The organism is Sphingomonas sp. Y38-1Y, from assembly GCF_032391395.1.
Taxonomy (GTDB): Bacteria; Pseudomonadota; Alphaproteobacteria; order Sphingomonadales; family Sphingomonadaceae; genus Sphingomonas.
Genome location: NZ_CP135916.1, coordinates 1,595,229 through 1,615,703 on the forward strand (window position 1 = coordinate 1,595,229; position 20,475 = coordinate 1,615,703).

Annotated in this window: 21 protein-coding genes; 12 read left to right on the forward strand and 9 right to left on the reverse strand. The window is 68.8% G+C overall.

The features are described from left to right. Positions 1-7 precede the first annotated feature (7 nt). The gene (locus tag RS883_RS07620) at positions 8-1,408 is read right to left on the reverse strand and encodes an APC family permease (protein WP_315764473.1); all 1,401 of its coding nucleotides are present in this window, start codon (positions 1,406-1,408) and stop codon (positions 8-10) included. A 179-nt stretch (positions 1,409-1,587) separates the two neighbouring features. Here RS883_RS07620 and RS883_RS07625 point away from each other — a divergent pair, with 179 nt between their 5' ends. Next, complete coding sequence (locus tag RS883_RS07625) at positions 1,588-2,202, forward strand: superoxide dismutase (RefSeq protein ID WP_315764476.1); 615 nt, start codon at positions 1,588-1,590, stop codon at positions 2,200-2,202. A 34-nt stretch (positions 2,203-2,236) separates the two neighbouring features. Here the strand turns inward: RS883_RS07625 and RS883_RS07630 are convergent, their stop codons facing one another. Genes RS883_RS07630 through RS883_RS07645 form a run of 4 tightly spaced genes read right to left on the reverse strand, consistent with a single transcriptional unit; the run spans position 2,237 to position 6,519 of the window. After that, a complete protein-coding gene (locus tag RS883_RS07630) occupies positions 2,237-3,553 on the reverse strand; it encodes a Coenzyme F420 hydrogenase/dehydrogenase, beta subunit C-terminal domain (protein ID WP_315764479.1) in 1,317 nt (438 codons plus the stop codon). Continuing rightward, positions 3,546-4,583, reverse strand: coding sequence for a polysaccharide pyruvyl transferase family protein (locus tag RS883_RS07635; protein ID WP_315764482.1), 1,038 nt, complete (start codon positions 4,581-4,583; stop codon positions 3,546-3,548). The genes RS883_RS07630 and RS883_RS07635 overlap by 8 nt, the downstream gene beginning before the upstream one ends. Continuing rightward, positions 4,583-5,557: a Gfo/Idh/MocA family oxidoreductase gene (locus RS883_RS07640; RefSeq protein ID WP_315764485.1), complete on the reverse strand. Its 975-nt coding sequence runs from the start codon at positions 5,555-5,557 to the stop codon at positions 4,583-4,585. The genes RS883_RS07635 and RS883_RS07640 overlap by 1 nt, the downstream gene beginning before the upstream one ends. Then, positions 5,554-6,519: an MDR/zinc-dependent alcohol dehydrogenase-like family protein gene (locus RS883_RS07645; RefSeq protein WP_315764488.1), complete on the reverse strand. Its 966-nt coding sequence runs from the start codon at positions 6,517-6,519 to the stop codon at positions 5,554-5,556. Before RS883_RS07645 ends, RS883_RS07640 begins: the two co-directional genes overlap by 4 nt. A 116-nt stretch (positions 6,520-6,635) precedes the next feature. On the opposite strand from RS883_RS07645, the gene RS883_RS07650 reads away from it, so the two are divergent. Both RS883_RS07650 and RS883_RS07655 read left to right on the forward strand, forming a co-directional pair. After that, positions 6,636-6,968 carry an SWIB/MDM2 domain-containing protein gene (locus RS883_RS07650; RefSeq protein ID WP_409977405.1) on the forward strand — a complete coding sequence of 111 codons (333 nt, stop codon included), beginning with the start codon at positions 6,636-6,638 and terminating at the stop codon, positions 6,966-6,968. Then, positions 6,965-7,519 carry a DUF1003 domain-containing protein gene (locus RS883_RS07655; protein WP_315764491.1) on the forward strand — a complete coding sequence of 185 codons (555 nt, stop codon included), beginning with the start codon at positions 6,965-6,967 and terminating at the stop codon, positions 7,517-7,519. Before RS883_RS07650 ends, RS883_RS07655 begins: the two co-directional genes overlap by 4 nt. Before the next feature lie 154 nt (positions 7,520-7,673). Here RS883_RS07655 and RS883_RS07660 read toward each other — a convergent pair whose 3' ends face one another. From RS883_RS07660 to RS883_RS07670, 3 genes are read right to left on the reverse strand one after another with little or no spacing between them, the layout of a single operon-like run. Beyond that, positions 7,674-8,777: an inositol-3-phosphate synthase gene (locus tag RS883_RS07660; protein ID WP_315764494.1), complete on the reverse strand. Its 1,104-nt coding sequence runs from the start codon at positions 8,775-8,777 to the stop codon at positions 7,674-7,676. Further along, the gene (locus RS883_RS07665) at positions 8,777-9,787 is read right to left on the reverse strand and encodes a glycosyl hydrolase (protein WP_315764497.1); all 1,011 of its coding nucleotides are present in this window, start codon (positions 9,785-9,787) and stop codon (positions 8,777-8,779) included. The genes RS883_RS07660 and RS883_RS07665 overlap by 1 nt, the downstream gene beginning before the upstream one ends. Beyond that, positions 9,784-10,539, reverse strand: coding sequence for a TIGR04290 family methyltransferase (locus tag RS883_RS07670; protein WP_315764500.1), 756 nt, complete (start codon positions 10,537-10,539; stop codon positions 9,784-9,786). The genes RS883_RS07665 and RS883_RS07670 overlap by 4 nt, the downstream gene beginning before the upstream one ends. A gap of 254 nt (positions 10,540-10,793) precedes the next feature. On the opposite strand from RS883_RS07670, the gene RS883_RS07675 reads away from it, so the two are divergent. Together RS883_RS07675 and RS883_RS07680 are read left to right on the forward strand one after the other, a co-directional pair. Further along, the gene (locus RS883_RS07675; RefSeq protein WP_315764503.1) at positions 10,794-11,774 is read left to right on the forward strand and encodes a glycosyltransferase family 9 protein; all 981 of its coding nucleotides are present in this window, start codon (positions 10,794-10,796) and stop codon (positions 11,772-11,774) included. Continuing rightward, complete coding sequence (locus tag RS883_RS07680; RefSeq protein ID WP_315764506.1) at positions 11,731-12,105, forward strand: hypothetical protein; 375 nt, start codon at positions 11,731-11,733, stop codon at positions 12,103-12,105. The genes RS883_RS07675 and RS883_RS07680 overlap by 44 nt, the downstream gene beginning before the upstream one ends. A 57-nt stretch (positions 12,106-12,162) precedes the next feature. On the opposite strand, the gene RS883_RS07685 is transcribed toward RS883_RS07680, so the two are convergent. After that, positions 12,163-12,756 (reverse strand): histidine phosphatase family protein, encoded by a 594-nt coding sequence (locus tag RS883_RS07685; protein ID WP_315764509.1) that lies wholly within the window; start codon positions 12,754-12,756, stop codon positions 12,163-12,165. Positions 12,757-12,961: 205 nt separating this feature from the next. Between RS883_RS07685 and RS883_RS07690 the strand changes: the two genes are divergently transcribed. Genes RS883_RS07690 through RS883_RS07720 form a run of 7 tightly spaced genes read left to right on the forward strand, consistent with a single transcriptional unit; the run spans position 12,962 to position 20,467 of the window. Continuing rightward, positions 12,962-14,074 (forward strand): SDR family NAD(P)-dependent oxidoreductase, encoded by a 1,113-nt coding sequence (locus tag RS883_RS07690; RefSeq protein ID WP_315764512.1) that lies wholly within the window; start codon positions 12,962-12,964, stop codon positions 14,072-14,074. After that, positions 14,071-15,126, forward strand: coding sequence for an NAD-dependent epimerase/dehydratase family protein (locus tag RS883_RS07695; protein WP_315764515.1), 1,056 nt, complete (start codon positions 14,071-14,073; stop codon positions 15,124-15,126). The genes RS883_RS07690 and RS883_RS07695 overlap by 4 nt, the downstream gene beginning before the upstream one ends. An 11-nt stretch (positions 15,127-15,137) precedes the next feature. After that, positions 15,138-16,202, forward strand: coding sequence for a glycosyltransferase family 4 protein (locus RS883_RS07700; RefSeq protein WP_315764518.1), 1,065 nt, complete (start codon positions 15,138-15,140; stop codon positions 16,200-16,202). Continuing rightward, a complete protein-coding gene (locus tag RS883_RS07705; protein ID WP_315764521.1) occupies positions 16,199-17,308 on the forward strand; it encodes a CgeB family protein in 1,110 nt (369 codons plus the stop codon). The genes RS883_RS07700 and RS883_RS07705 overlap by 4 nt, the downstream gene beginning before the upstream one ends. Next, complete coding sequence (locus RS883_RS07710; RefSeq protein WP_315764524.1) at positions 17,305-18,393, forward strand: CgeB family protein; 1,089 nt, start codon at positions 17,305-17,307, stop codon at positions 18,391-18,393. Before RS883_RS07705 ends, RS883_RS07710 begins: the two co-directional genes overlap by 4 nt. Then, complete coding sequence (locus RS883_RS07715; protein WP_315764527.1) at positions 18,390-19,469, forward strand: CgeB family protein; 1,080 nt, start codon at positions 18,390-18,392, stop codon at positions 19,467-19,469. The genes RS883_RS07710 and RS883_RS07715 overlap by 4 nt, the downstream gene beginning before the upstream one ends. Beyond that, on the forward strand, positions 19,469-20,467 hold the full coding sequence (locus RS883_RS07720) for an NAD-dependent epimerase/dehydratase family protein (protein ID WP_315764530.1): 999 nt from the start codon (positions 19,469-19,471) through the stop codon (positions 20,465-20,467). The genes RS883_RS07715 and RS883_RS07720 overlap by 1 nt, the downstream gene beginning before the upstream one ends. The last annotated feature ends 8 nt before the right edge of the window (positions 20,468-20,475 follow it).

Sequence of the window (20,475 nt, forward strand, 5' to 3'; positions counted from 1 at the left end):
GAGCACATCAACCCACCCGCAACCGGCTGTTACGGCGGCCATATGCCAGATAGATCGCCAGCCCGATCACCGTCGCGATCGCGAACCGGCCCTGCGTCGTCGCGGGCAGGCTGGCGAACAGATAGAGGCAGCCGGCGATCGCCAGCGTCCCAACCAGCATCGGGGCGGGGCAGCGGAACAGGCGCGGCATGTCGGGCGCGGTGCGGCGCAGGATCATCATGCACGCCGCCACCGCGATGAACGCGACCAGCGTGCCGGCATTGGCGAGCTCCGCCAACTCCGCGATCGGAAAGAACCCCGCAATCGACGCGCTGACGAGGCCCGATAGCAGCGTGATGCGGATCGGTGCGCCCTTGGCGCTGAGCTTGGCCAGCCATTGCGGCAGCAGCCCGTCGCGCGCCATCGCCAGGAACACACGGCTCTGCCCGTACATGAAGACGAGAATGACCGACGGGAGCGCGACGACCGCGGCGAGCGCGATACCCTGCGCCGCGGTCACCTGACCCACCGACCGCAGCACCAGCGCCAGCGGCTCGGGCGAGTCGGCGAGCTGGCGGAACGGCATCGCCCCCACCGCGGCCAACGCGATGATCATGTAGATGCTCGTGCAGGCGATCATCGACCCGACGATGCCGATCTTGAGATCGCGCGTCGGGTTCTTCGCTTCCTCGGCCGAGGTGGCGACAGTGTCGAAGCCGTAAAAGGCGAAGAACACGATCGCCGCCGCCGCCATCACCCCGCGCTGCGTCCCGTCGATCTCGCTCGACCCGAAGCCATAGGGCATGAAGGGGCTGAGATTGTCCGCATCGAAGGCGGGCGCGGCGAAGACGACGAAGACGGTCAGCGCGACCAGCTTGATCGCGACGAGGATGATGTTGAGCGTCGCGCTCTCGCGCGTGCCGGCGATCAGCATCCCCATCACCGCCAGCGCGACCAGCACCGCCGGCAGGTTGAGGAGCCCGCCGGCATGCGGCCCGGCCAGCAGCGCGGGGGGCAGCGACACGCCCGCCGATTGCAGCCATCCGACCAGATAGCCGGACCAGCCGACCGCGACGGTCGAACAGACCAGCGAATATTCGATGATGAGCGCCCAGCCGACGATCCAGGCGACCGTCTCACCGATCGCGGCATAGCTGAAGGTATAGGCGCTGCCCGCCGCGGGGATCATGGTCGCGAGCTCGGCATAGGCGAGCGCGGCGCATGCACAGACCGCACCGGCGATCGCGAAGGCCAGGATCACCGCCGGTCCCGCACGCTCCGCGCCGACGCCGGTCAGCGTATAGATGCCGGTGCCGACGATCGCGCCGACGCCCAGCGCGATCAGGTGCGGCCAGCCCAACGTCTTGCGCAGGCCGCCACCCGGATGCGCGGCTGCCTCCAGCCCCTTTCGCGGACCCCAGATCGACATCGCCTTCACTCCCCGCTTTCGTATCGTTGGCAACCTCCTTCCACGCCCCGCGCGCCGGATCAATCGCCACGCGCGACAAAGCGCCGCGGTACGGTTGCGAAACGATGGCGGCGGACCCATTGAGGGTCGACGGCGTTCCTTCGCCGAACCCGATCGCCTTATCCCAGGAGGAAGCTTCCATGGCCTTCGAACTGCCGCCGCTGCCCTATGCCTATGACGCGCTGGAACCGACCATCGACAAGGAAACGATGACGTTCCACCACGACAAGCATCACGCCGCCTATACCGCCAAGCTGAACGAGGGCGTCGAGAAGGACGGGCTCGAGGGCAAGTCGATCGAGGAGATCCTGGCCAGCATCTCGTCGGCGTCGACGCTGGTGCGCAACAATGGCGGCGGTTACTGGAACCACGACTTCTTCTGGAAGACGATGGGCGCGGCGGACGAGCGCGGCCAGCCCTCGGCCGAGCTTCAGGCGGCGATCGACCGCGACTTCGGCGGGCTCGATAAGCTCAAGGAAGAGTTCAACACCAAGGGCGCGGGCCAGTTCGGCTCGGGCTGGGCCTGGCTGATCGTCGACGCGAGCGGCACGCTCAAGGTCACCTCGACGCCCAATCAGGACAACCCGCTGATGGACGTGGTCGATACCAAGGGCACGCCGCTGCTCGGCAACGACGTGTGGGAGCACGCCTATTACCTCACCTACAAGAACGACCGCCCCGGCTATCTGAAGGCGTGGTGGGACGTGGTGAACTGGAACACGGTGTCGCAGCGCTTCGCGGACGCGACCGCCTGACGACCATGGGGGCGGGGCCTGATCGGCTCCGCCCTTATTTCGGCTTCGGCCAGGCGAGCCGCTGGTAGTTTTTCAGCGCCAGCCGCGCCGGCACGAGATAGATGGCGTGCCACCCGGTCGCTCGCGCCATCCAGGCCAGCCGATGGCTCGCCCGCGCGATCCAGCGACGCACCCGATAGACCCATTTGCGGCGGAGCGGCAGATCGCCACCGCCCGGCGCCACCCGCTTTCGCAGCGGCAGCCGCGGCGGATAGTGCCGCAGGCGCCAGCTCAGCCCCTCGCGCCGGTGCCTCAGCCCCGCCGCCTGCGTATTGGCGATGAAGTCGGCGTCGACCGGTTCCAGCGTCAGCCGCTCGCCCTCGATCGCCTCGCGCACGATCGCTGCCAGCGCGGGATCGCGGACGATGACGACGTTGGTACCGCGGCCGTCGGACGAATAGGGCTCGACCCAGGCATCCCCGAACGCGATGTCCGCCGTCTCCGCCACGACATCGTCGCAATAGTCGCATGCCGGGTTCTGGAAATAGCCCGCGCCCCAGTCGCCATCGGCCAGGTGCCACCAGTCCTGCCACCGCGCGCTGCCGTCGCGCAGCGTCAGATGCGCGGTGTACCAGTTGGCGGGGCGATCGGCGTTCTTCTGCCGGTACTCGACTGCGGCGACGTCTTCGATCGGGACCTCGAGCTGCCAGGCAAAGCTGTCGACCAGCCGCGCGCTCTTCATGTGTCCGCAGAACAGGCCGAGCGTGTGGGTGATGCGCTCGGCCAGCACCGGTTCCGCCGCGCGGGCGAGGTGCACCGCCTTGATGAAGCAGGGCACGCCGACGATCGCATAGCGGCCGGGCACCGCGCGGATCTCGGCGAGCACGGACGACAGTTCGACAGGATAGTAGCGGGAGCGGGCGCCCGCCTGCACTTCGGCGACACTGCGCGACAGGCGATAGCCGAAGAAGCGGCCGTCGGCGTCGGGATCGGCGGGGGCGACATGCGCGACACCTTCGACCAGGCCACGGCGCAGCAACTCGGCCGCGACCCAGCTCACCATCCCGCCGGAGCTGCCGCCGGCCCGAAACTCACCCTCGGCGACGTGGCCGACATAGGCCGCCTCGAACCGGCCGATCCTCGTGTCTGCGACCGGCGCGGCGGGAAAGCGGGCGTCGGCGATCGCGTTCTCGTCCACGGCGTCCGGCGAAAAGGGACAGGTGCGGGCGAACGCTTCGCCCTGGATCGCGTCCGGCCGCTCGGGCTTGAGCTGGCCAACCCGGTCCCATCCCATCGCACCCGCCCCCGCGCAGCCGCCACAGCCGATGCAGAGGTCGGCGGCAACGACATCGGCGGGGCGAAGCTCAGCCAAGCGCCGCCTCCAGCCAGGCGACCGACCTGTCGCGCAGCGCGGCGATGCGCTCGCCTGCGCCCGGCGGCTCCGACAGCAGCGTGTCGAGCGTCGCGGGCTCCGTCGCCTCGGTGACGATCTGCCGCTCGACTGACAGCTTGGCGGCGAGGTCGCGCACCTTGTTGAAGCGATAGGGCGAGGGCGCGGTGACGAACGGCCGGTCGTAGCGAAGCGCGAACACGCAGCCGTGGAAGAAATTGGTCGCGACCGCACTCGCTCCCGCCATCGCCGCGGGGAAGTCGAGCGGCCCCACATCGATGCGCTGCTCGTCCGCCCAGTCGTTGCGATAGCCGAGGCTGACGATGCGCAGGCCGCGGCGACGAGCGCCCGCCCGGATTGCCTCGACGAACCAGCCGGGAAAGCCGTGGCCATAGACGATCAGGTCGCCGCCGCACTCTGCCTGATCGGCGGGTGGGAAGGCGAGGCAGGGGTCGAGCACCAGCGCCGGCTCGCGCCCCGTCCCCGCGCGGACGATCGCCGCGCCATTGTCGTCGCGAACCGACAGATGGTCGAACCGCGCGAGCTTCGCCGCCCAGGCCTGCTCGATCCCCTGCGCCGCGTCGTGATTGCCGAAGCTTGCGGCATAGGCGATCCGGCGGTGGGTGTTCAGCCCCTCGCCGAAGAAGATCGGTTTGTAGCCGTACCAGGGGTGGCGGAAGTTCCAGACCTCGTCGCTGCCGATGACGACCGCGTCCCACTCGCCCGCGCTTTCCGGCCGATCGAGGTCGAAGCGCGGCGATTGCGGCAGCGCCTCGAACGCGTCGAGGAAGGCGCGCGTCTTGGCCGCGAACGCCTTGCGGTCGCCGGGCAGGCCATCGGGCAGCTGCGGATCGAGCGCGTTGCGCCACTCCCGCCGCCGCACGACATGCGAGTCATGGTCGAGCAGCACCGCATCATGGCCTAGGCCGCGCAGCCCCTCGACCAGGCAGCGCGCCTGCCAATAGGAGCCGTAGTTGATGCAGCGATGAAAGGTGAGGACGCCGACGCGCATCAACGGCCATAGATGCGGTCGAGCACCTCGGCAGAGGCGACGAATTGGTCGGCGGCGGGATCGAAGCGCGGGCTGACCGCGAGTGCCCGCGCCCATTCGGCAGCGGCGCGGCCGCCCCATTCATCAGGCGGATCGGCAAGGCGGGTGGCGGCGGTGCCGTCGAACCGCTCGGCGGTGAAGTCGTAGAAAGAGCCGCCGACATTGCGCAGCGCCGCGCCGCCCTCGGTCCCGTAGAACGCCGCCTCGATCACCGCATCGCGGCCGGCGTGCAGGCGCCACGAGCAGGCGAGCCGCACCTGGGTGTCGCCGGCCGCGAACTGCGCGAGCGCGAAGTCCTCGACCTCGCCGGGTTGGAGCGGCACGCCGCCGCTCGTCAGCCGCGCATCGACATCGCCGATCGCCGGAAAGCCGAGCGTCCAGAGCGCGAGGTCGACGAGGTGCACGCCAAGGTCGACCACACAGCCGCCGCCCGACTGGACGGGATCGTAGAACCACGGCTTGTCGGGACCATAGGCATTGTGGAACGTGAGATCGACCGCGAATACCCGGCCAAGCGCGCCGCCGCGCACCAGTGCGGCGATTTCCGCCATCGCCGCGGTGTGGCGATAGGAGAGGTCCAGGCCGAGTAGCCGATCGGCCGCGCGCGCGGCATCGACGACGGCGCGCGCCTCCGCGGCGCTGCGGCCGAGCGGCTTCTGGCAGAACACCGCGACGCCCGCGTTCAGCGCGGCGATCGACTGCTCGGCATGAAGCGCGCTCGGCGTCGCGATGACGATGCCGTCGAGATCCTGCGCGAGCATCGCGTCGAGCCCGTCGACCTGCACCGCACCGGGCGCGAGCGCCGCTGCTTCCGCCGCGCATTCGGGCGAGGGGTCGCAGATCGCTGCCGCCTCGACCGCGCCGGTGTCGAGCATCGCGGCCATGCGGTGACGACCGATCCAGCCGGTGCCCAAAAATCCGATCCGCGGCTTCATGGGAATGTCACCAGCGCCTTGACGAAGCCCTCGGGCTTGTCGCGCGTGGCGTCTAGGGCGTCGGCGAGCCCCTCCAGCGGGTATCGATGCGTATAGAGCGGTTCGGGGTCGAGCCGGCCGCTCGCGACCGCATCGATCGCCTCGCGCACGCCCTGAATCTGGATCGCGGGATCGCGCTCGTGCGCGTTGACGACGTCGATGCCCTTCCAGTTCCAGTTCTGCATGCTCACCTGGCGCGGCCCGTCCTGGTGATAGCCCGCAATGACGAGACGACCGCCGAAGCCGATCAACTCGCCGGCCAGGTCGAGCGGCCATTGCTTGCCCACCGCCTCGATCACGCGTTCGCACATCGCGTCGCCGGTCAGCGCCTTGACCGCGTCGATGATCGCATAATGGTGGTGCATCGCGATCGTCTCGGCCGCGCCATAGTGGCGCGCAAGGTCGAGCGATTCCTGCCGACGCGAGATGGCGATGACGCGCGCGCCGGCCTCGCTCGCCAGCCGGGTCAAAACGGCGCCGAGGAAGCCGATGCCGATGATCGCCACCGTCTGACCCGCGCGGATGTCGCTGCGGCGAAAGATGTTGAACGCGCAGCCGAGCGGCTCGCCGGGAAACGGCCGATCGCCGAGTTCAGACGGCAGCTTCACCGCCATGTCGGCGCGCACGACGTCATATTGCGCGAAGCTGCGATAGGAGAGGGCGGCGATGCGATCGCCGGGCGCAAAGTCGGTCACGCCGTCGCCGACCGCGTCGACCACGCCCCAGCCTTCGTGGCCCAGGTCGCCCGGCGCCGTCGGATAGGTCATCCATTCGAGGCCCGCCCAGGGCTCCAGGTTCGACGCGCAGACGCCGCAGCCTTCCAGCCTGATGCGAAGCTCGCCCGCACCGGGTTCGGGCCGGTCCACCTCGGCGATCGTCACCACGCCAGGACCGCTCACCACGGCCGCCTTCATCGATTGCATGTATTCCCCTTCCGCAATGGCGCGAACGGCGCATCGGCCAAAGCGTTCCATCTGTGCAACCATTTGATCGCCAAGCGGGTTTCGCCCATCACCACCAACCGAAAAGGGCGATGACGATGGCGCGGACGGCCGAACAGCGCGGCAAGCAGGAAACGGCGGCAGCCGAGAAGAAGGTCAAGAAGACGGGCAAGCCGGCCGGCGGTGCGCGCGGCGGCATCACCGCGCCCGTGCAGCCCTCCGACGACCTCGCCGTCGTCACCGGCAAGGATCCGCTGCCGCGCAGCGAGGTCGTGTCGAAGATGTGGGAATACATCAAGAAGAACGATCTTCAGAATCCCAAGGACAAGCGCGAGATCCTGGCGGACGACACGCTGGAGAAGATCTTCGGCGGCAAGAAGAAGGTGTCGATGTTCGAGATGAACAAGCACCTGTCGAACCACCTGAAATGAGTGGCGCGCGCGGCGATGCCGTCGCCAATGCGGCGGCGCGCCGCGCGGCCGACACGCCCGGCATGACGGCGACGCTCGCCGCCAACATCGCGCGCCTGCGCGAGCGGCGACGCGCGGAGGCCGAGCGCGCGTCGGCAAGCGAGCGGGTCGCCGCGGCGATCACCGGCTTCACGGGATCGATGACGTTCGTCGTCATCCACCTGCTGCTGTTCGGGACCTGGATCCTGGCCAACACGGTTGGCCTGCCGGGCATCCCGGCATTCGACCCCAGCCTGGTCGTGCTGGCGATGGCTGCGTCGGTGGAGGCGATCTTCCTCTCCACCTTCGTCCTGATCAGTCAGAACCGCATGGCCGCCGCCGCCGATCGCCGCGCCGACTTGGACCTTCATATCGGGCTTCTCGCCGAGCATGAGCTGACGCGGGTCGCGGCCTTGCTCGAGGCGGTGGCGTCGCAGGTCGGGGTTCGGCACGACGACCCCGAGTTCGCGGAGGTCAAGCGCGACGTGGAGCCGGAGAAGGTGCTCGACGCCCTGGATGAGGGTGAGGCGTAAGGCGTGCTCTCGCTCTCCTCTATGTTTCCCCGGCGAAGGCCGGGGCCCAGCTGGGAAGGCCGCCGTGACGACGCGCAGCGCTCCCAAACCGAAACCTTCCCCACTGGACCCCGGCCTTCGCCGGGGAAGTAAAAAGGGGAGGGCAGTCCACGCCTCACCCCTCGATGAACGCCTCCACCGCCGCGCACGCCTCGTCGTCGGTCATCTGCACCGGCGGGTGCTTGCAGAACCACGCCGCCGCGGGCAGCAGCGGGCCCGCCAGACCGCGATCGCGCGCGACCTTGGCGCAGCGGATCATGTCGATCGCGACACCGGCCGAATTCGGCGAATCCTCGACCGACAGTCGAAGCTCCAGGTTCATCGGCACGCCGCCGAACATCCGGCCTTCCATACGGAGGAAGCAGACCTTGTTGTCGTTCTGCCACGCGACATAGTCGCTGGGACCGACATGGATGTTCTCGTCGACGAGGCGCGTTGCCGCGACCGACTGCACCGCCTCGGTCTTCGAGGTCTTCTTGGAGGCGAGGCGCGAGCGGTTGAGCATGTTGGCGAAGTCGGTGTTGCCGCCGGTGTTGAGCTGATACGTCCGTTCGAGCTCGACGCCGCGCTTCTTGAACAGGTCGGTCAGGACGCGGTGGACGATCGTCGCGCCCAGCTGCGCCTTGATGTCGTCGCCGATGATGGGCACCCCCGCCGCGGTGAAGCGGTCGGCCCAGTCGGGATCGCTCGCGATGAAAACGGGAATGTTGTTCACGAACGCCACCCCGGCTTCCAGCGCGCATTCGGCGTAGAATTCGCTCGCCTTCTGCGACCCGACGGGCAGGTAGTTCATCAGCACGTCGGCCTTGGCGTCGCGCAGCGCCGCGATGACGTCCTCGGCGCTCGGCTCGGCCTCCTCGGCGACGCGGAAGCTGCGGTCCTCGGGAAAGTCGCCCATATGGTCGGCAACGCCGTCGAGCACGCGGCCCATGCGGACCACCGCGCCCGTCTCCTCGACCCGATCGCAGAAGACCGCGGTGCAATTGGGCTTGGCAAAGATCGCCTCTGCGACGTCGCGGCCGACCTTGCGCTTGTCGACGTCCCAGGCGGCGACGACGCGGATGTCGCTCGGGTGATAGCCGCCGATCGTCTCGTGCATCAGCCCGATCGTCTCGTTCGCGCCCGCGCGGTAATGGGACAGGCCCTGCACCAGCGAGCTGGCACAATTGCCGATGCCGACGATGGCGACGTTAATGCCGCGGCGTTCGGGGGAAAGCATCAGGCGGCGCTCCGTTCGGCGGCGAGGCGCTCGTCGCGGTTAAAGGCGAGGGGGGTGAGTTCGGGCGCCGCCGGCGGCTCGGCCGGGGCGGGCGGGGCGGTGAGGCCCTGCGATCCGCCGCTGGCGGGCGCATAGCGATCGATCATCCAGGCGCAGAAATCGGCAAACGCCTGTGGATCGCGCGCGGGACTGGTGTGGTGCGGTGCGATGCCGAGATGCTCGGGCGTGAAGCAGAAGGTGACGGTGACGTCGAAGTCGGCCAGCGCCTCCATCTGCCGGTCGAACCAGTCGACCGCGTTCGGGCGGAAACTGTCGGCCCAGGACAGGCCGGTGCGGATGCGCCGCGTGCCCAGCCGCTTCATCCACGCCACGGCTTCGTCCAGGCGGGGGTCCTCGAAATGGAACCACTGCATCAGGCCGATGTCGGCGGCATGGCGCGCATAGGTGTCGAGCGCGGGCTTGGGCGTCCCGTCCTCGCGGATCAGGCCGAGATAGAAGTGGCGGTAATAGGACGATCCCTCCGCCTCCCGGTGGCGCGTCTCGGCGCCCCAGCTCATCGGCAGGTCGAACAGCGAGTACCAGAAGATGCGCGGCGCCTTGTCCTTCAGGAGCGTGGCGGTGCGATCGAGGCCGAAGACCTGCACCTCCTCGGCCCCGAAGGAGCTGACGCCGACCTCCGTCACCCAGACCGGCTTGTCGGTGACGGCGCGGATCTCGTCGATCTTGGCCGGCCACTGGTCGAGCGGCCACAGGTTCCAGTCGAGCGGGAAGCCGTGGACGGCGACGACGTCGACCGCCTCCAGCGCGCCATGTCCTTCCATCCGCCGCAACCAATGCGTGTCGATCGGCGACATGCCGCCCAGCACGCGCGTCATGGCCGGATTGACCGCGCGGATCGAATTGCCCGCCGCGATCACGTGGCTTGCGAACATCGACCAGTCGGGATCGATCGACGGATCCCAGTGCGACTTGTTGTTGGGCTCGTTCCAGAGCATCGCCGCTTCGATCAAGCGCTTGTTCCCTTCGAAGGATAGACCGCGGCGGGGCCGTGCTCGGCATAGGGCACCGGCGCCGTGCGGCAGAGATAGACGTCGGGCTCGGCGGTTCGCTGCACCGTGAAGCCCGCGGCGCGCAGCATCGCCTGCGTCGCGGCGGCGTTGGGCGCCCACCAGTTGGTCCAGTCGCCCGCGAACCTGCGCTCGATGAAATGGAGCTTTGGATAGGCGGGGTCGTCGAAATAGGGCGGGGGCGTCGTCGTGCCCGGCAGGAAGAACGGATGGTCCTCGGCCACGTCCAGCACCTCGGCCGATCCTTGCTGCATCGTCTGGAACAGCATCAGGTCGCCGGCGACATGCTCGCGGATCAGGTCGAGCGCGAGCAGCGGGTGGCGCAGGTGATAGAGCACGCCCATGAAGATCACGACGTCGAACCGCTCACCGAGCGACGCGACGTCATAGACCGAGCATTTCGCGAACTCGACGGTATCGAAGCCGAGCGCGTCGGTGGCGAGCCGCGCCTGCGCCAGATAGCGGTCGTCGCTGTCGATGCCGAGCACGCGGGCGGCGCCGCGCCGCGCCATCTCGACCGAATAGAAGCCCGCGTTGCAACCGATGTCGAGCACGCTCTTGCCCGTCAGATCGGCGGGCAGGTCGGCGGCGAAGCGGCGGAACTTGTCCCCCGGATAGTCGCCGAGGAAATGGTCGGGCGCAGTCCACTGACCGCCCAGGTCGATATTGTGGAACCAGGGTCCGAGCTCGGCCACGCGCGCGGCGAGCGCCGGGTCTCCCGCTTCTTCTTTCCTGTGCAGCGTTTGATGCAAAAGCCGAACCCCTCCGCCCGAGAACACATCATCGGGCAGCCCAGGGCGATCCGATTGGTTTCGATGCGCGAACGAACATTGTGCGCACGCTGTTCCCAGAAAAGCAACAAAGCTGGCAATCTTGATCTGGATTAAGCCTTTCTGATTTTTGCGGAAATTTGGGAACAAGCCTGCGGGGCGGCGCGCTTGCGGCAGCCATGGCGGCGGTGTTCGAACTCTGGACCAAAACGATGCGGGAACGCGATTATCCGCGTGCCTGGACGCTGGCCGACACCTCGCTCCGCGCGCGCGATCCAGCGACGCGGGACGATCCCCGGCTTCCTTATCATGAGCGCTGGGTGTGGGACGGGACGGCGCCCGACGGTCGCGACGTGTTGGTGCGCTGCTATCACGGGCTGGGCGACACGATCCAATATGCCCGCTTCCTGCCGCTGCTCGCCGCCCGCGCTCAGTCGCTGACGATCGAGGTGCAGCCGCGGCTGCTCGCGCTGCTGCGACCGCTGGTGCCGGGTGCGAGCTGGGTGCCGTTTGACCCCGCGCACCCGCTGCCGGCGGCCGAAGTCGACATCGGCATTACCGAACTCGACTTCGCGCTGCGGGCGGCCCCCGGCGACGCGGTAGTCCCGTACCTGACGGCCAAAGCCGCTGCGCTGCCTTCAGGCACCGTGGCGCTTTGTTATGGCGCGGGCGACTGGGATGCCGATCGGTCGATCGCGCCAGAAATGCTCTCACAGGTTTGCGGGAGCGTGCCGTGCGTCACGCTGATGCCAGGCGCCTCGCCGCTGAAGGTGCTCAACCCGGCGGGCTGCCCCTTCGACATGAGCGAGACCGCCGCGCTCGTCGCCGGCGCCTCGCTGGTCGTCACGGTCGACACGATGATCGCGCACCTCGCCGGCGCGCTCGGTCGGCCGGTGTGGCTGATGCTCAAGGCCGAACCCGACTGGCGCTGGAACCCCGCCGCGCGCGACAGCGACTGGTATCCGACCGCGCGCCTCTATCCGCAGCCGCAGCCCGGCGACTGGGCCGGCGTGATCGCGGCCGTGCTTCACGATCTCATGCTTGCAAGGGAGCCGAACGATGGACCAGCGAACGACGCCGGTGGTGCCCGTGTCCTGGGGCGAGTTACTCGACAAGATGACGATCCTCGACATCAAGCGCGCGCGATTGGTGCGGCCTGAAGCACGCGCGAACGTCGAGCGGGAGGCGCGGGCGTTGGGCGCGGTCGGCTCGCCCGCGCTCCAGCACGAGGGGGTGGCGGGCGCGTTCGCCGAGCTCCGCCGCGTTAACGAGCGGCTCTGGGATATCGAGGACGCGATCCGCATCGCCGAAGCGAAGGCAAGCTTCGGCGCCGAGTTCGTCGGTCTCGCCCGCGCCGTCTATCAGCGCAACGACGAGCGCGCGGCGATCAAGCGGCGCATCAACGACCTGATGGGCTCGGAACTGACCGAGGAAAAGAGCTACGCGCCCTACCGGCCGGCGGCGAGCGCCGGCGTTGCCCTGTCCACCTGAGACCCGTTCGTGCTGAGCTTGTCGAAGCACGTGGTCGCAGCACGCCCTTCGACAAGCTCAGGACGAACGGAGTAGCGGGTTCGGGCGCTCGTTGAGGGTGACCAGGCGCACGTGATCGCCCTCGATCGCGAGCGTCGTGACTGAAGCGGGATCGCAGTCGAAGTCGAGCAAGCGGTCGAGCGAGAGCCCGATCGCCAGCGCGACGACGCCGCGGATCACGTCGCAATGCGAGACGCACATTGCCGCCTGCGCATCAATGCAGCGAACGAAGTCGAGCGCGCGCGCGGCGGCTGCGTGCATCGTCTCGCCGCCCGGAACCGTCGCCGTTGCGCGATGCGCGTTCCACGCGTGCCAGCGCGGATCGCGCGGCAGGGCATCGAAGCGCTGGCCGGTCCAGTCGCCGAAGTCGATCTCGTCGAGCGCCGCCTCGATCACCGGTGCCCGACCCGGCGCGACAATCGCGGCGGTCTCGACCGCGCGGCGGCGCGGGCTGCTGAACACCGCATCGATCGACAGTGACGACAGATGTGCCGCGAGCGCTGCCGCTTCCGCGCGGCCGGCGGCGTTGAGCGCGATCTCCGACCGACCGCTCAACACCCGACCGACCTCGTCATGCGCGGCGTGACGGACAAGATAAATCAGGCGCCGCATCGGCTCTCCACTTGATCTAGATAAAGAAGAAGCTTCGGTTCCCCGCAAAATACTCGAAAACCAACGTATTTTGCTGATCGCGCGGAACCAAGAAGAAGAAGAAGGTTTGATGCTTCCGAAACGATCTCCGGGTGGGCGGCAGAAGAACGCAAGCTATTTAGCTGTTCGGACGAAAGTTGATCTGGATCAAGGCGGGAGGGAATATTTGGAACATGTCCTGATTACGGGCGGAGCAGGCTTTATCGGCCGATTCGTCGCGGACGAACTCCTCAGCCGCGGCAACCGCGTTCGCGTGCTCGACAGCCTGATCGATCAGGTCCACGGCGCCACCGACGGCTCGGCGATGCTCAACCGCGAAGCCGAACTGATCCGCGCCGACGTACGCGACAAGGCGGCGGTCTCGCGCGCGCTCGACGGCATCGATTCCGTCATCCACCTCGCCGCCGAAGTCGGCGTCGGCCAGTCGATGTACGAGGTTGAGCGCTATACCTCGACCAACGACGTCGGCACCGCCGTGCTGTTCGAGGCGCTGATCGAAAAGCCCGTGCGCCGCGTCGTCACCGCCTCCTCGATGAGCATCTATGGCGAAGGCCTGTACCGCGATGCCGATGGCGAGCTGGTCCAGGACGCCGATCGCCCGACGCTGCGCGACGGACAGGCCAATTGGGAGCCCGTCGACGATCTCGGCCGCCCGCTGACCCCCGTCGCCACGCCCGAGTGGAAGCGGCCCAATCTCGCCTCGATCTATGCGCTCAACAAATATGTGCAGGAGCGCACCACCCACATCATGGCCGCGCCGTACGGGATGGAGGGCGTGTGCCTGCGCCTCTTCAACGTCTATGGCCCGGGTCAGGCGCTGTCGAACCCCTATACCGGCGTGCTCGCGATCTTCGCCTCGCGCCTGCTCAACGGCCAGCAGCCGATGATCTTCGAGGATGGCGAGCAGCGGCGCGACTTCGTGCATGTCAGCGACGTCGCGCGCGCCTTTGCCGACGCGCTGGTGCTGCCCCAGGCGGCGGGCGGCACGTTCAACATCGGGTCGGGACACCACCGGTCGGTGACGGAGGTCGCGACCGAACTCGCCCGCGCCATGGGCAAGAACGCGATCGAGCCCGAGATCGTCGGCAAGGCGCGCATCGGCGACATTCGCCACTGCTTCTGCGACACCAGCCTGGCTGCAGACAGGCTCGATTTTCGCGCGACGCAGGATTTCCAGGCCGGGCTTGCCGAACTTGCCGAATGGGTGGCGCAGCAGACCGCGCAGGATCGCGTGGCGGAAATGCGCGCGCAGCTAGAGGCGCGGGGACTGGTCGCATGAGCGACGCCATCCTCGTCACCGGCGGCGCCGGCTTCATCGGCTCCAACCTCACCGACCGGCTGGCGGGCGAGGGGCGCCGCGTCATCGTCTATGACGCGCTGTCGCGGGCGGGCGTCGAGACCAATCTCGAATGGCTGCGCTCGCGTCATGGCGATCGGATCGAGGCGGTGATCGCCGACGTTCGCGACGGTGATCGGCTGGCGCATGAAGCGGCGCGGGCGGGCGCGGTGTTTCACCTGGCGGCGCAGGTCGCGGTGACGACCAGCCTGGTCGACCCGCGCGAGGATTTCGCGATCAACATCGCCGCGACGCTCGACCTTCTGGAGGCGCTGCGCACGCGCAACCCGGCGGCGCCGATCGTCTTCGCCTCGACCAACAAGGTGTACGGCGACCTCAGCGACATCGCGTTCACCGTCGAGGGCGAGCGCTACGTGCCGGCCGACGCGGAGGTTCGCGCGCACGGCATCGGCGAGGCGCGGCCGCTCGACTTCCATACGCCCTATGGCTGTTCGAAGGGCGCGGCGGACCAATATGTGCTCGACTACGCGCGCAGCTTCGGCCTGCGCGCCGCGGTGCTCCGCATGAGCTGCATCTACGGCCAGCGCCAGATGGGGACCGAGGACCAGGGGTGGGTCGCGCATTTCCTGATCCGCGCGCTCGAGGGCAAGCCGATCACGCTTTATGGCGACGGGCGGCAGGTGCGCGACATCCTCGACGTGCGCGATGCCGTCGACGCGTATGTCGCCGCTTGGTCGAATATCGACGCCGTGGCGGGCCGCGCGTTCAACCTGGGCGGCGGGCCCGATAATTCGGTCAGCCTGCGCGAGCTTCTCGCCCAGATCGGAGAGCTGATCGGGCGCGAGGTCGAGATCGGCTATGACGACTGGCGCGCGGGCGACCAGCGCTATTTCGTCGCCGACACGCGCGCGGCGGAGGCGGCGCTGGGGCTCGGCCCGAAGCGTCCGTGGCGCGAGGGGGTCGAACGGCTGGCGCACTGGCTGTCCGAAGCGCGCGGCCTGCCGATCGGCGCCGCCAGCCGGGTGGCCGCGTGACTCGCCTGTTGATGACAGCCGATGCCGTTGGCGGCGTCTGGCAATATGCTCTCGATCTTGCGCGCGCGCTGGCGCCGCTGGGGACCGAAACGGTCTTGGCGCTGCTCGGCCCGGCGCCCGACGCGGCACAGCGACGCGCGGCGGAAGCGGTGCCGGGCCTGCGACTGATCGAGACTGGCTTGCCGCTCGACTGGCTTGCCGAGGACGAGGACGCGGTCCGCGCCTCTGGGGCAGCGGTCGCTACGCTGGCCGTGCGCGAAGGCGCCGACCTCATCCAGCTCAACCAGCCCGCGCTCGCCGCCACGCCGATGCCCGCGCCGACGATTGCGGTGCTGCACAGCTGCGTCGCGACCTGGTGGCAGGCGGCGGGCGAGGGGGCGATGCCCGAAGCCTTCGCCTGGCAGACGCGATTGGTGGCGGACGGGCTTGCGCGGGCGAGCGTCGTCGTCTGCCCGACCCAAGCCTTTGCCGATGCCGCGACCCGCGCTTATGCGCTGCGGCGCTCGCCGATGGTAATCCACAATGGCCGCGCGCCGGCGGTGGTCGCGGCGGCGCCGATGCGCGACTTCGCCTTTACCGCCGGTCGCCTGTGGGACGGCGGCAAGGACGTGGCAACGCTCGACCGCGCGGCGGCGATGCTCGGCGTGCCGTTCGAAGCGGCCGGACCGCTCGCGGCTCCGAATGGGGATCGGGTCGAGATTGCACACCTGACCGCGCTCGGCCGTCTCGACGACGGTGCGGTCGCCGCGCGCCTGACCGAGCGCCCCGTCTTCGTGTCGGCCGCGCGCTATGAGCCGTTCGGGCTTGCGGTGCTGGAAGCGGCGCAAGCGGGCTGCGCACTCGTCCTGTCGGACATTCCCACCTTTCGCGAGCTGTGGGACGGCGCGGCGGACTTCGTCGCCCCCGGCGATGCCGCGGGGTTCGCCGCCGCCACTGCCGCGCTGATCGCCGATCGTGATCGCCGGATCGCGCAAGGCGAAGCGGCACAGGTTCGCGCACTCGACTACACGCCCGACCGCATGGTCGCGGCGATGGCGGCTATCTACGCGCCGCTTTTACAGCGGGTGGCGGCATGAGGATCGCCTATTTCACCCACTCGCTCGCGTCCTGCTGGAACCACGGCAACGCGCATTTCCTGCGCGGCGTGCTGCGCGCGCTGATCGAACGCGGGCATCAGGTCCGCGCCTATGAGCCCGCCGGCAATTGGAGTCTGACCAACCTGCTCGCCGATCACGGTCGCGAGGGGCTGAACGCCTATGACGCGGCCTATCCCAATCTCGGCTCGATCGCGTTCGAGAGCGATGCCGATCCGGCCGAGCTGATCGGCGACGCCGACCTCGTCATCGTCCATGAGTGGAACGAGCCCGCGCTCGTCGCCGCGATCGGACGAGTGCGTGCGGCGGGCGGGCGTTTCCGCCTGTTGTTCCACGACACCCACCATCGCGCAGTCAGCGATCCGGAGGCGATTCGCGCCTTCGACCTGTCCGGCTATGACGGCGTCCTCGCCTTTGGCGAGGCATTGTCCGAAGTCTATCGCCGCTGGGGCTGGGGCGACCGCGTCTGGACCTGGCACGAGGCCGCCGACATCCGCCATTTCCACCCGCCGGCCGAAGAGGGCGAGCGCGCCGGCCTCGTCTGGATCGGCAATTGGGGCGACGGCGAGCGGACCGAGGAGCTGGAACGCTTCCTGTTCCGTCCGGCGCAGGATGCCGGGCTGCCGCTCGACCTGTATGGCGTCCGCTATCCCGACGAGGCGCGGGCGATGCTCCGGCGCTACGGCGTCGCGTTCCATGGCTGGGCGCCCAATGCCGCCGCGCCGGGGATCTTTGCGCGCCACCTCGCCACCGTCCATGTGCCTCGGCGATATTACACGACGATCCTCCCCGGCATCCCGACGATCCGCGTGTTCGAGGCGCTGGCGTGCGGCATTCCGCTCGTCAGCGCACCCTGGGACGATGCCGAGGGGCTGTTCACCCCTGGCCGCGACTTCCTGTTCGCCGAGGATGGCGAGGCGATGGCGCGCCACCTGCGCGCGCTCGCCGCCGATCCGGCGATGCGCGCGGAACTCGCCGCCCACGGCCTTGCCACCATCCGAGCGCGCCACAGCTGCGACCACCGCGCCGACGAGCTGCTGGCGATCGCCGCCACGCTCGACACCCCCGATCTGGAGACCGTCGCTTGAAAATCGCCTTCTACGGATCGAGCCTCGTCTCCTCCTATTGGAACGGTGCCGCGACCTATTATCGCGGCATCCTCCACGCGCTCGCGCGGCGCGGCTACGACATCACTTTCTACGAGCCCGACGCGTTCGGGCGGCAGCAGCATCGCGACATCGACGCGCCCGACTGGTGCCGCTCGGTCGTCTATCCCGCGACCGACGAGGGGCTGCGCTCGGTCCTGGCCGAAGCGGGCGGCGCCAACATCGTCGTCAAGGCGAACGGCGTCGGCGTGTTCGATCGCGAACTGCTGGAGGGCGTGGTCGAGCTCGGCCGGCCGGGGGCGCTGAAGCTGTTCTGGGACGTCGACGCCGCCGCGACGCTGGACGAGATGCGCGGCGATGCCTCGCACCCGGTGCTCGCCGCTTTGCCCAAACTCGACATGGTGCTGACCTATGGCGGCGGGCCGCCGGTGGTGGACGCCTATGAGGGGTTCGGCGCGGCGACGTGCGTGCCCGTCTATAACGCGCTCGATCCCTCGACGCATCATCCGGTGCCGGCGGACGATCGCTTCGCCTGCGACCTCGCCTTTCTCGGCAACCGGCTGCCCGACCGCGAGGCGAGGGTGGAGGAATTCTTTCTCAAGCCCGCCGCGCTGCTGCCAGAGCGCCGCTTCCTGATCGGCGGCAACGGGTGGGAGGACAAGGGGATGCCCGGCAACGTCCGTCACCGGGGGCATGTCTACACCGCCGAGCACAACGCCTTTAACGCCAGCCCCCTGGCCGTGCTCAACGTCGCGCGCGACTCGATGGCGAATGTCGGCTTCTCGCCCGCGACCCGCGTGTTCGAGGCGGCCGGCGCCGCCGCCTGCCTCATCACCGACGCGTGGGAGGGGATCGAACAATTCCTGGCGCCCGACACCGAAGTGCTCGTCGCCCGTGACGGTCAGGACGTCGCCGACCATGTCGCGGCGCTGACGCCCGAGCGCGCCAAGGCGATCGGCGAGGCGGCACTGGCCCGCGTGCTGGCCGAGCACACCTATGAGCTGCGCGGCGAGCAGGTCGATGCACTTCTCAAGACGGCGATGGCCGAGCGGCGGGTGGCGGCATGAAGCTCGTCGTCCTCGGTCTCAGCCTCTCCTCCTCCTGGGGGAATGGCCACGCGACCACCTATCGCGCGCTCCTCCGGGCGTTCGCGGCGCGCGGGCATGAGGTGCTGTTCCTTGAGCGCGACGTGCCGTGGTATGCCAGCCAGCGCGACCTGACCGATCCCGATTTCTGTCGGCTCGATTATTACGCCGACCTCGACGAGCTCGCGCGCTGGCGGAGCGAGATCGCCGCGGCGGATGCGGTCATCATCGGCTCCTACGTGCCCGACGGCGTCGCGGTGGCGCGGCTGGTGCGCGGCTGGCGTGAGGGGACACTCGCCTTCTACGACATCGACACGCCGGTGACGCTCGCCAAGCTCGAGCGCGGGGACGAGGAGTATTTGTCGGCGGCGGTGATCCCGCTTTACGACCTCTATCTCTCATTCACCGGCGGGCCGACGCTCGACCGGCTGGAGCGGCAGTTCGGCTCGCCGATGGCACGGGCGCTCTACTGCTCGGTCGATGCCGACGCCTATGCCCCGGTCAGCGTGCCAAAGCACTGGGACCTGTCTTATCTCGGCACCTACAGCCCCGATCGGCAGCCGACGCTGGAGCGGCTGCTGATCGAGCCGGCACGTGCGCGGCCCGATCTGCGATTCGTCGTCGCGGGGCCGCAATATCCTGAGGACATCGACTGGCCCGCCAATGTCGAGCGGATCGAGCATTGCCCGCCTGCCGACCACGCGGGCTTCTATTCTGCCTCGCGCCTGACGCTCAACGTGACGCGCGCCGACATGATCGAAGCGGGCTGGTCTCCTTCGGTCCGGCTGTTCGAGGCGGCGGCGTGCGGGACGCCGATCGTGTCGGATCGCTGGGAAGGGATCGACGACCTGTTCGCACCGGACCGCGAGATCGTGCTCGCCGATGACGCCGTCGACGTGCTCGCCGCGCTCGATCGCGACCTGGTGTCGGTGGGCGAGGCGGCCCGGCGGATCGTGCTGTCCGTCCACACCGCCGCGCACCGCGCCGCCGAACTCGAGCGGCACCTGGGCGACGCGGCGAAGGCCAAGAACAAGCCAGAACAAGAGGAGAGGGTATGATGGGTCACGAAACCGGAGTGGCGGTCGTCGCCGGCGGCGCCGGCTTTATCGGATCGCATCTGTGCCAGGCATTGGTCGCGGCCGGACAGGAGGTGATCTGCATCGACAATCTCCAGACCGCGCGCCCCTCGAACCTTCAGGCGCTGGAGGGGCTGCCTGGTTTCACCTTCGTCGAGGCGGATATCGTCGCCCCTTTGCCCGAAACGGTGCTACGCGCCGCCGAGCGGGTCACGCGCATCTACAATCTCGCCTGTGCCGCCTCACCGCCGCAGTACCAGGCCGATCCCGAGCACACGATGCTCACCAACGTCGTCGGCACGCATCACCTGCTCCGGCTGGCCGAGCGGGCGGGGGCACGGTTCCTGCTCACCTCGACCAGCGAAGTGTACGGCGATCCCGAAGTCCATCCCCAGCCCGAGAACTATCGCGGCTGGGTGAGCTGCACGGGCCCGCGCGCCTGCTATGACGAGGGCAAGCGCGCGGCGGAGGCGATGACCTTCGACTATGCGCGGATGGGCCGGGCGGAAGTGCGCGTCGCGCGCATCTTCAACACCTATGGCCCAAACATGAGCCCCGACGACGGGCGCGTGGTGTCGAACCTCATCTGCCAGGCGCTGGCCGACCGCGAGATCACCGTGTTCGGCGACGGCAGCCAGACGCGCAGCTTCTGCTATGTCGAGGACATGGTCCGCGGGCTAATCGCGCTGATGGAAAGCGACATCGACGGGCTGGAGCCGGTCAATCTCGGCAATCCCATCGAGCTGACCGTTGGCGATCTTTGCGAACGCGTGCTGGCGCTGACAGGAGCCGATCGCGCGCGCGTGGTGTTCCGGCCGCTTCCGACCGACGACCCGCGCCGCCGCCGGCCCAATATCGACCGCGCGCGCGACCTGCTCGGCTGGGTGCCGGAGATCGGGCTTGAGGAAGGGCTGGCGGCGACCTGCGCTTGGTTCGGGCGCGAACTGGCGTCGCCGGTGGTCACGCAGCAGGCGGCGTAAGCGAGCGC

Bases quoted from the DNA above. Each gene is read 5' to 3' on its own strand.
- RS883_RS07620 (WP_315764473.1), bottom strand. From the start codon at position 1,408: ATGTCGATCTGGGGTCCGCGAAAGGGGCTGGAGGCAGCCGCGCATCCG.
- RS883_RS07625 (WP_315764476.1), top strand. From the start codon at position 1,588: ATGGCCTTCGAACTGCCGCCGCTGCCCTATGCCTATGACGCGCTGGAA.
- RS883_RS07635 (WP_315764482.1), bottom strand. From the start codon at position 4,583: ATGCGCGTCGGCGTCCTCACCTTTCATCGCTGCATCAACTACGGCTCC.
- RS883_RS07640 (WP_315764485.1), bottom strand. From the start codon at position 5,557: ATGAAGCCGCGGATCGGATTTTTGGGCACCGGCTGGATCGGTCGTCAC.
- RS883_RS07645 (WP_315764488.1), bottom strand. From the start codon at position 6,519: ATGCAATCGATGAAGGCGGCCGTGGTGAGCGGTCCTGGCGTGGTGACG.
- RS883_RS07650 (WP_409977405.1), top strand. From the start codon at position 6,636: ATGGCGCGGACGGCCGAACAGCGCGGCAAGCAGGAAACGGCGGCAGCC.
- RS883_RS07655 (WP_315764491.1), top strand. From the start codon at position 6,965: ATGAGTGGCGCGCGCGGCGATGCCGTCGCCAATGCGGCGGCGCGCCGC.
- RS883_RS07660 (WP_315764494.1), bottom strand. From the start codon at position 8,777: ATGCTTTCCCCCGAACGCCGCGGCATTAACGTCGCCATCGTCGGCATC.
- RS883_RS07675 (WP_315764503.1), top strand. From the start codon at position 10,794: ATGGCGGCGGTGTTCGAACTCTGGACCAAAACGATGCGGGAACGCGAT.
- RS883_RS07680 (WP_315764506.1), top strand. From the start codon at position 11,731: ATGACGATCCTCGACATCAAGCGCGCGCGATTGGTGCGGCCTGAAGCA.
- RS883_RS07685 (WP_315764509.1), bottom strand. From the start codon at position 12,756: ATGCGGCGCCTGATTTATCTTGTCCGTCACGCCGCGCATGACGAGGTC.
- RS883_RS07695 (WP_315764515.1), top strand. From the start codon at position 14,071: ATGAGCGACGCCATCCTCGTCACCGGCGGCGCCGGCTTCATCGGCTCC.
- RS883_RS07700 (WP_315764518.1), top strand. From the start codon at position 15,138: ATGACAGCCGATGCCGTTGGCGGCGTCTGGCAATATGCTCTCGATCTT.
- RS883_RS07705 (WP_315764521.1), top strand. From the start codon at position 16,199: ATGAGGATCGCCTATTTCACCCACTCGCTCGCGTCCTGCTGGAACCAC.
- RS883_RS07715 (WP_315764527.1), top strand. From the start codon at position 18,390: ATGAAGCTCGTCGTCCTCGGTCTCAGCCTCTCCTCCTCCTGGGGGAAT.
- RS883_RS07720 (WP_315764530.1), top strand. From the start codon at position 19,469: ATGGGTCACGAAACCGGAGTGGCGGTCGTCGCCGGCGGCGCCGGCTTT.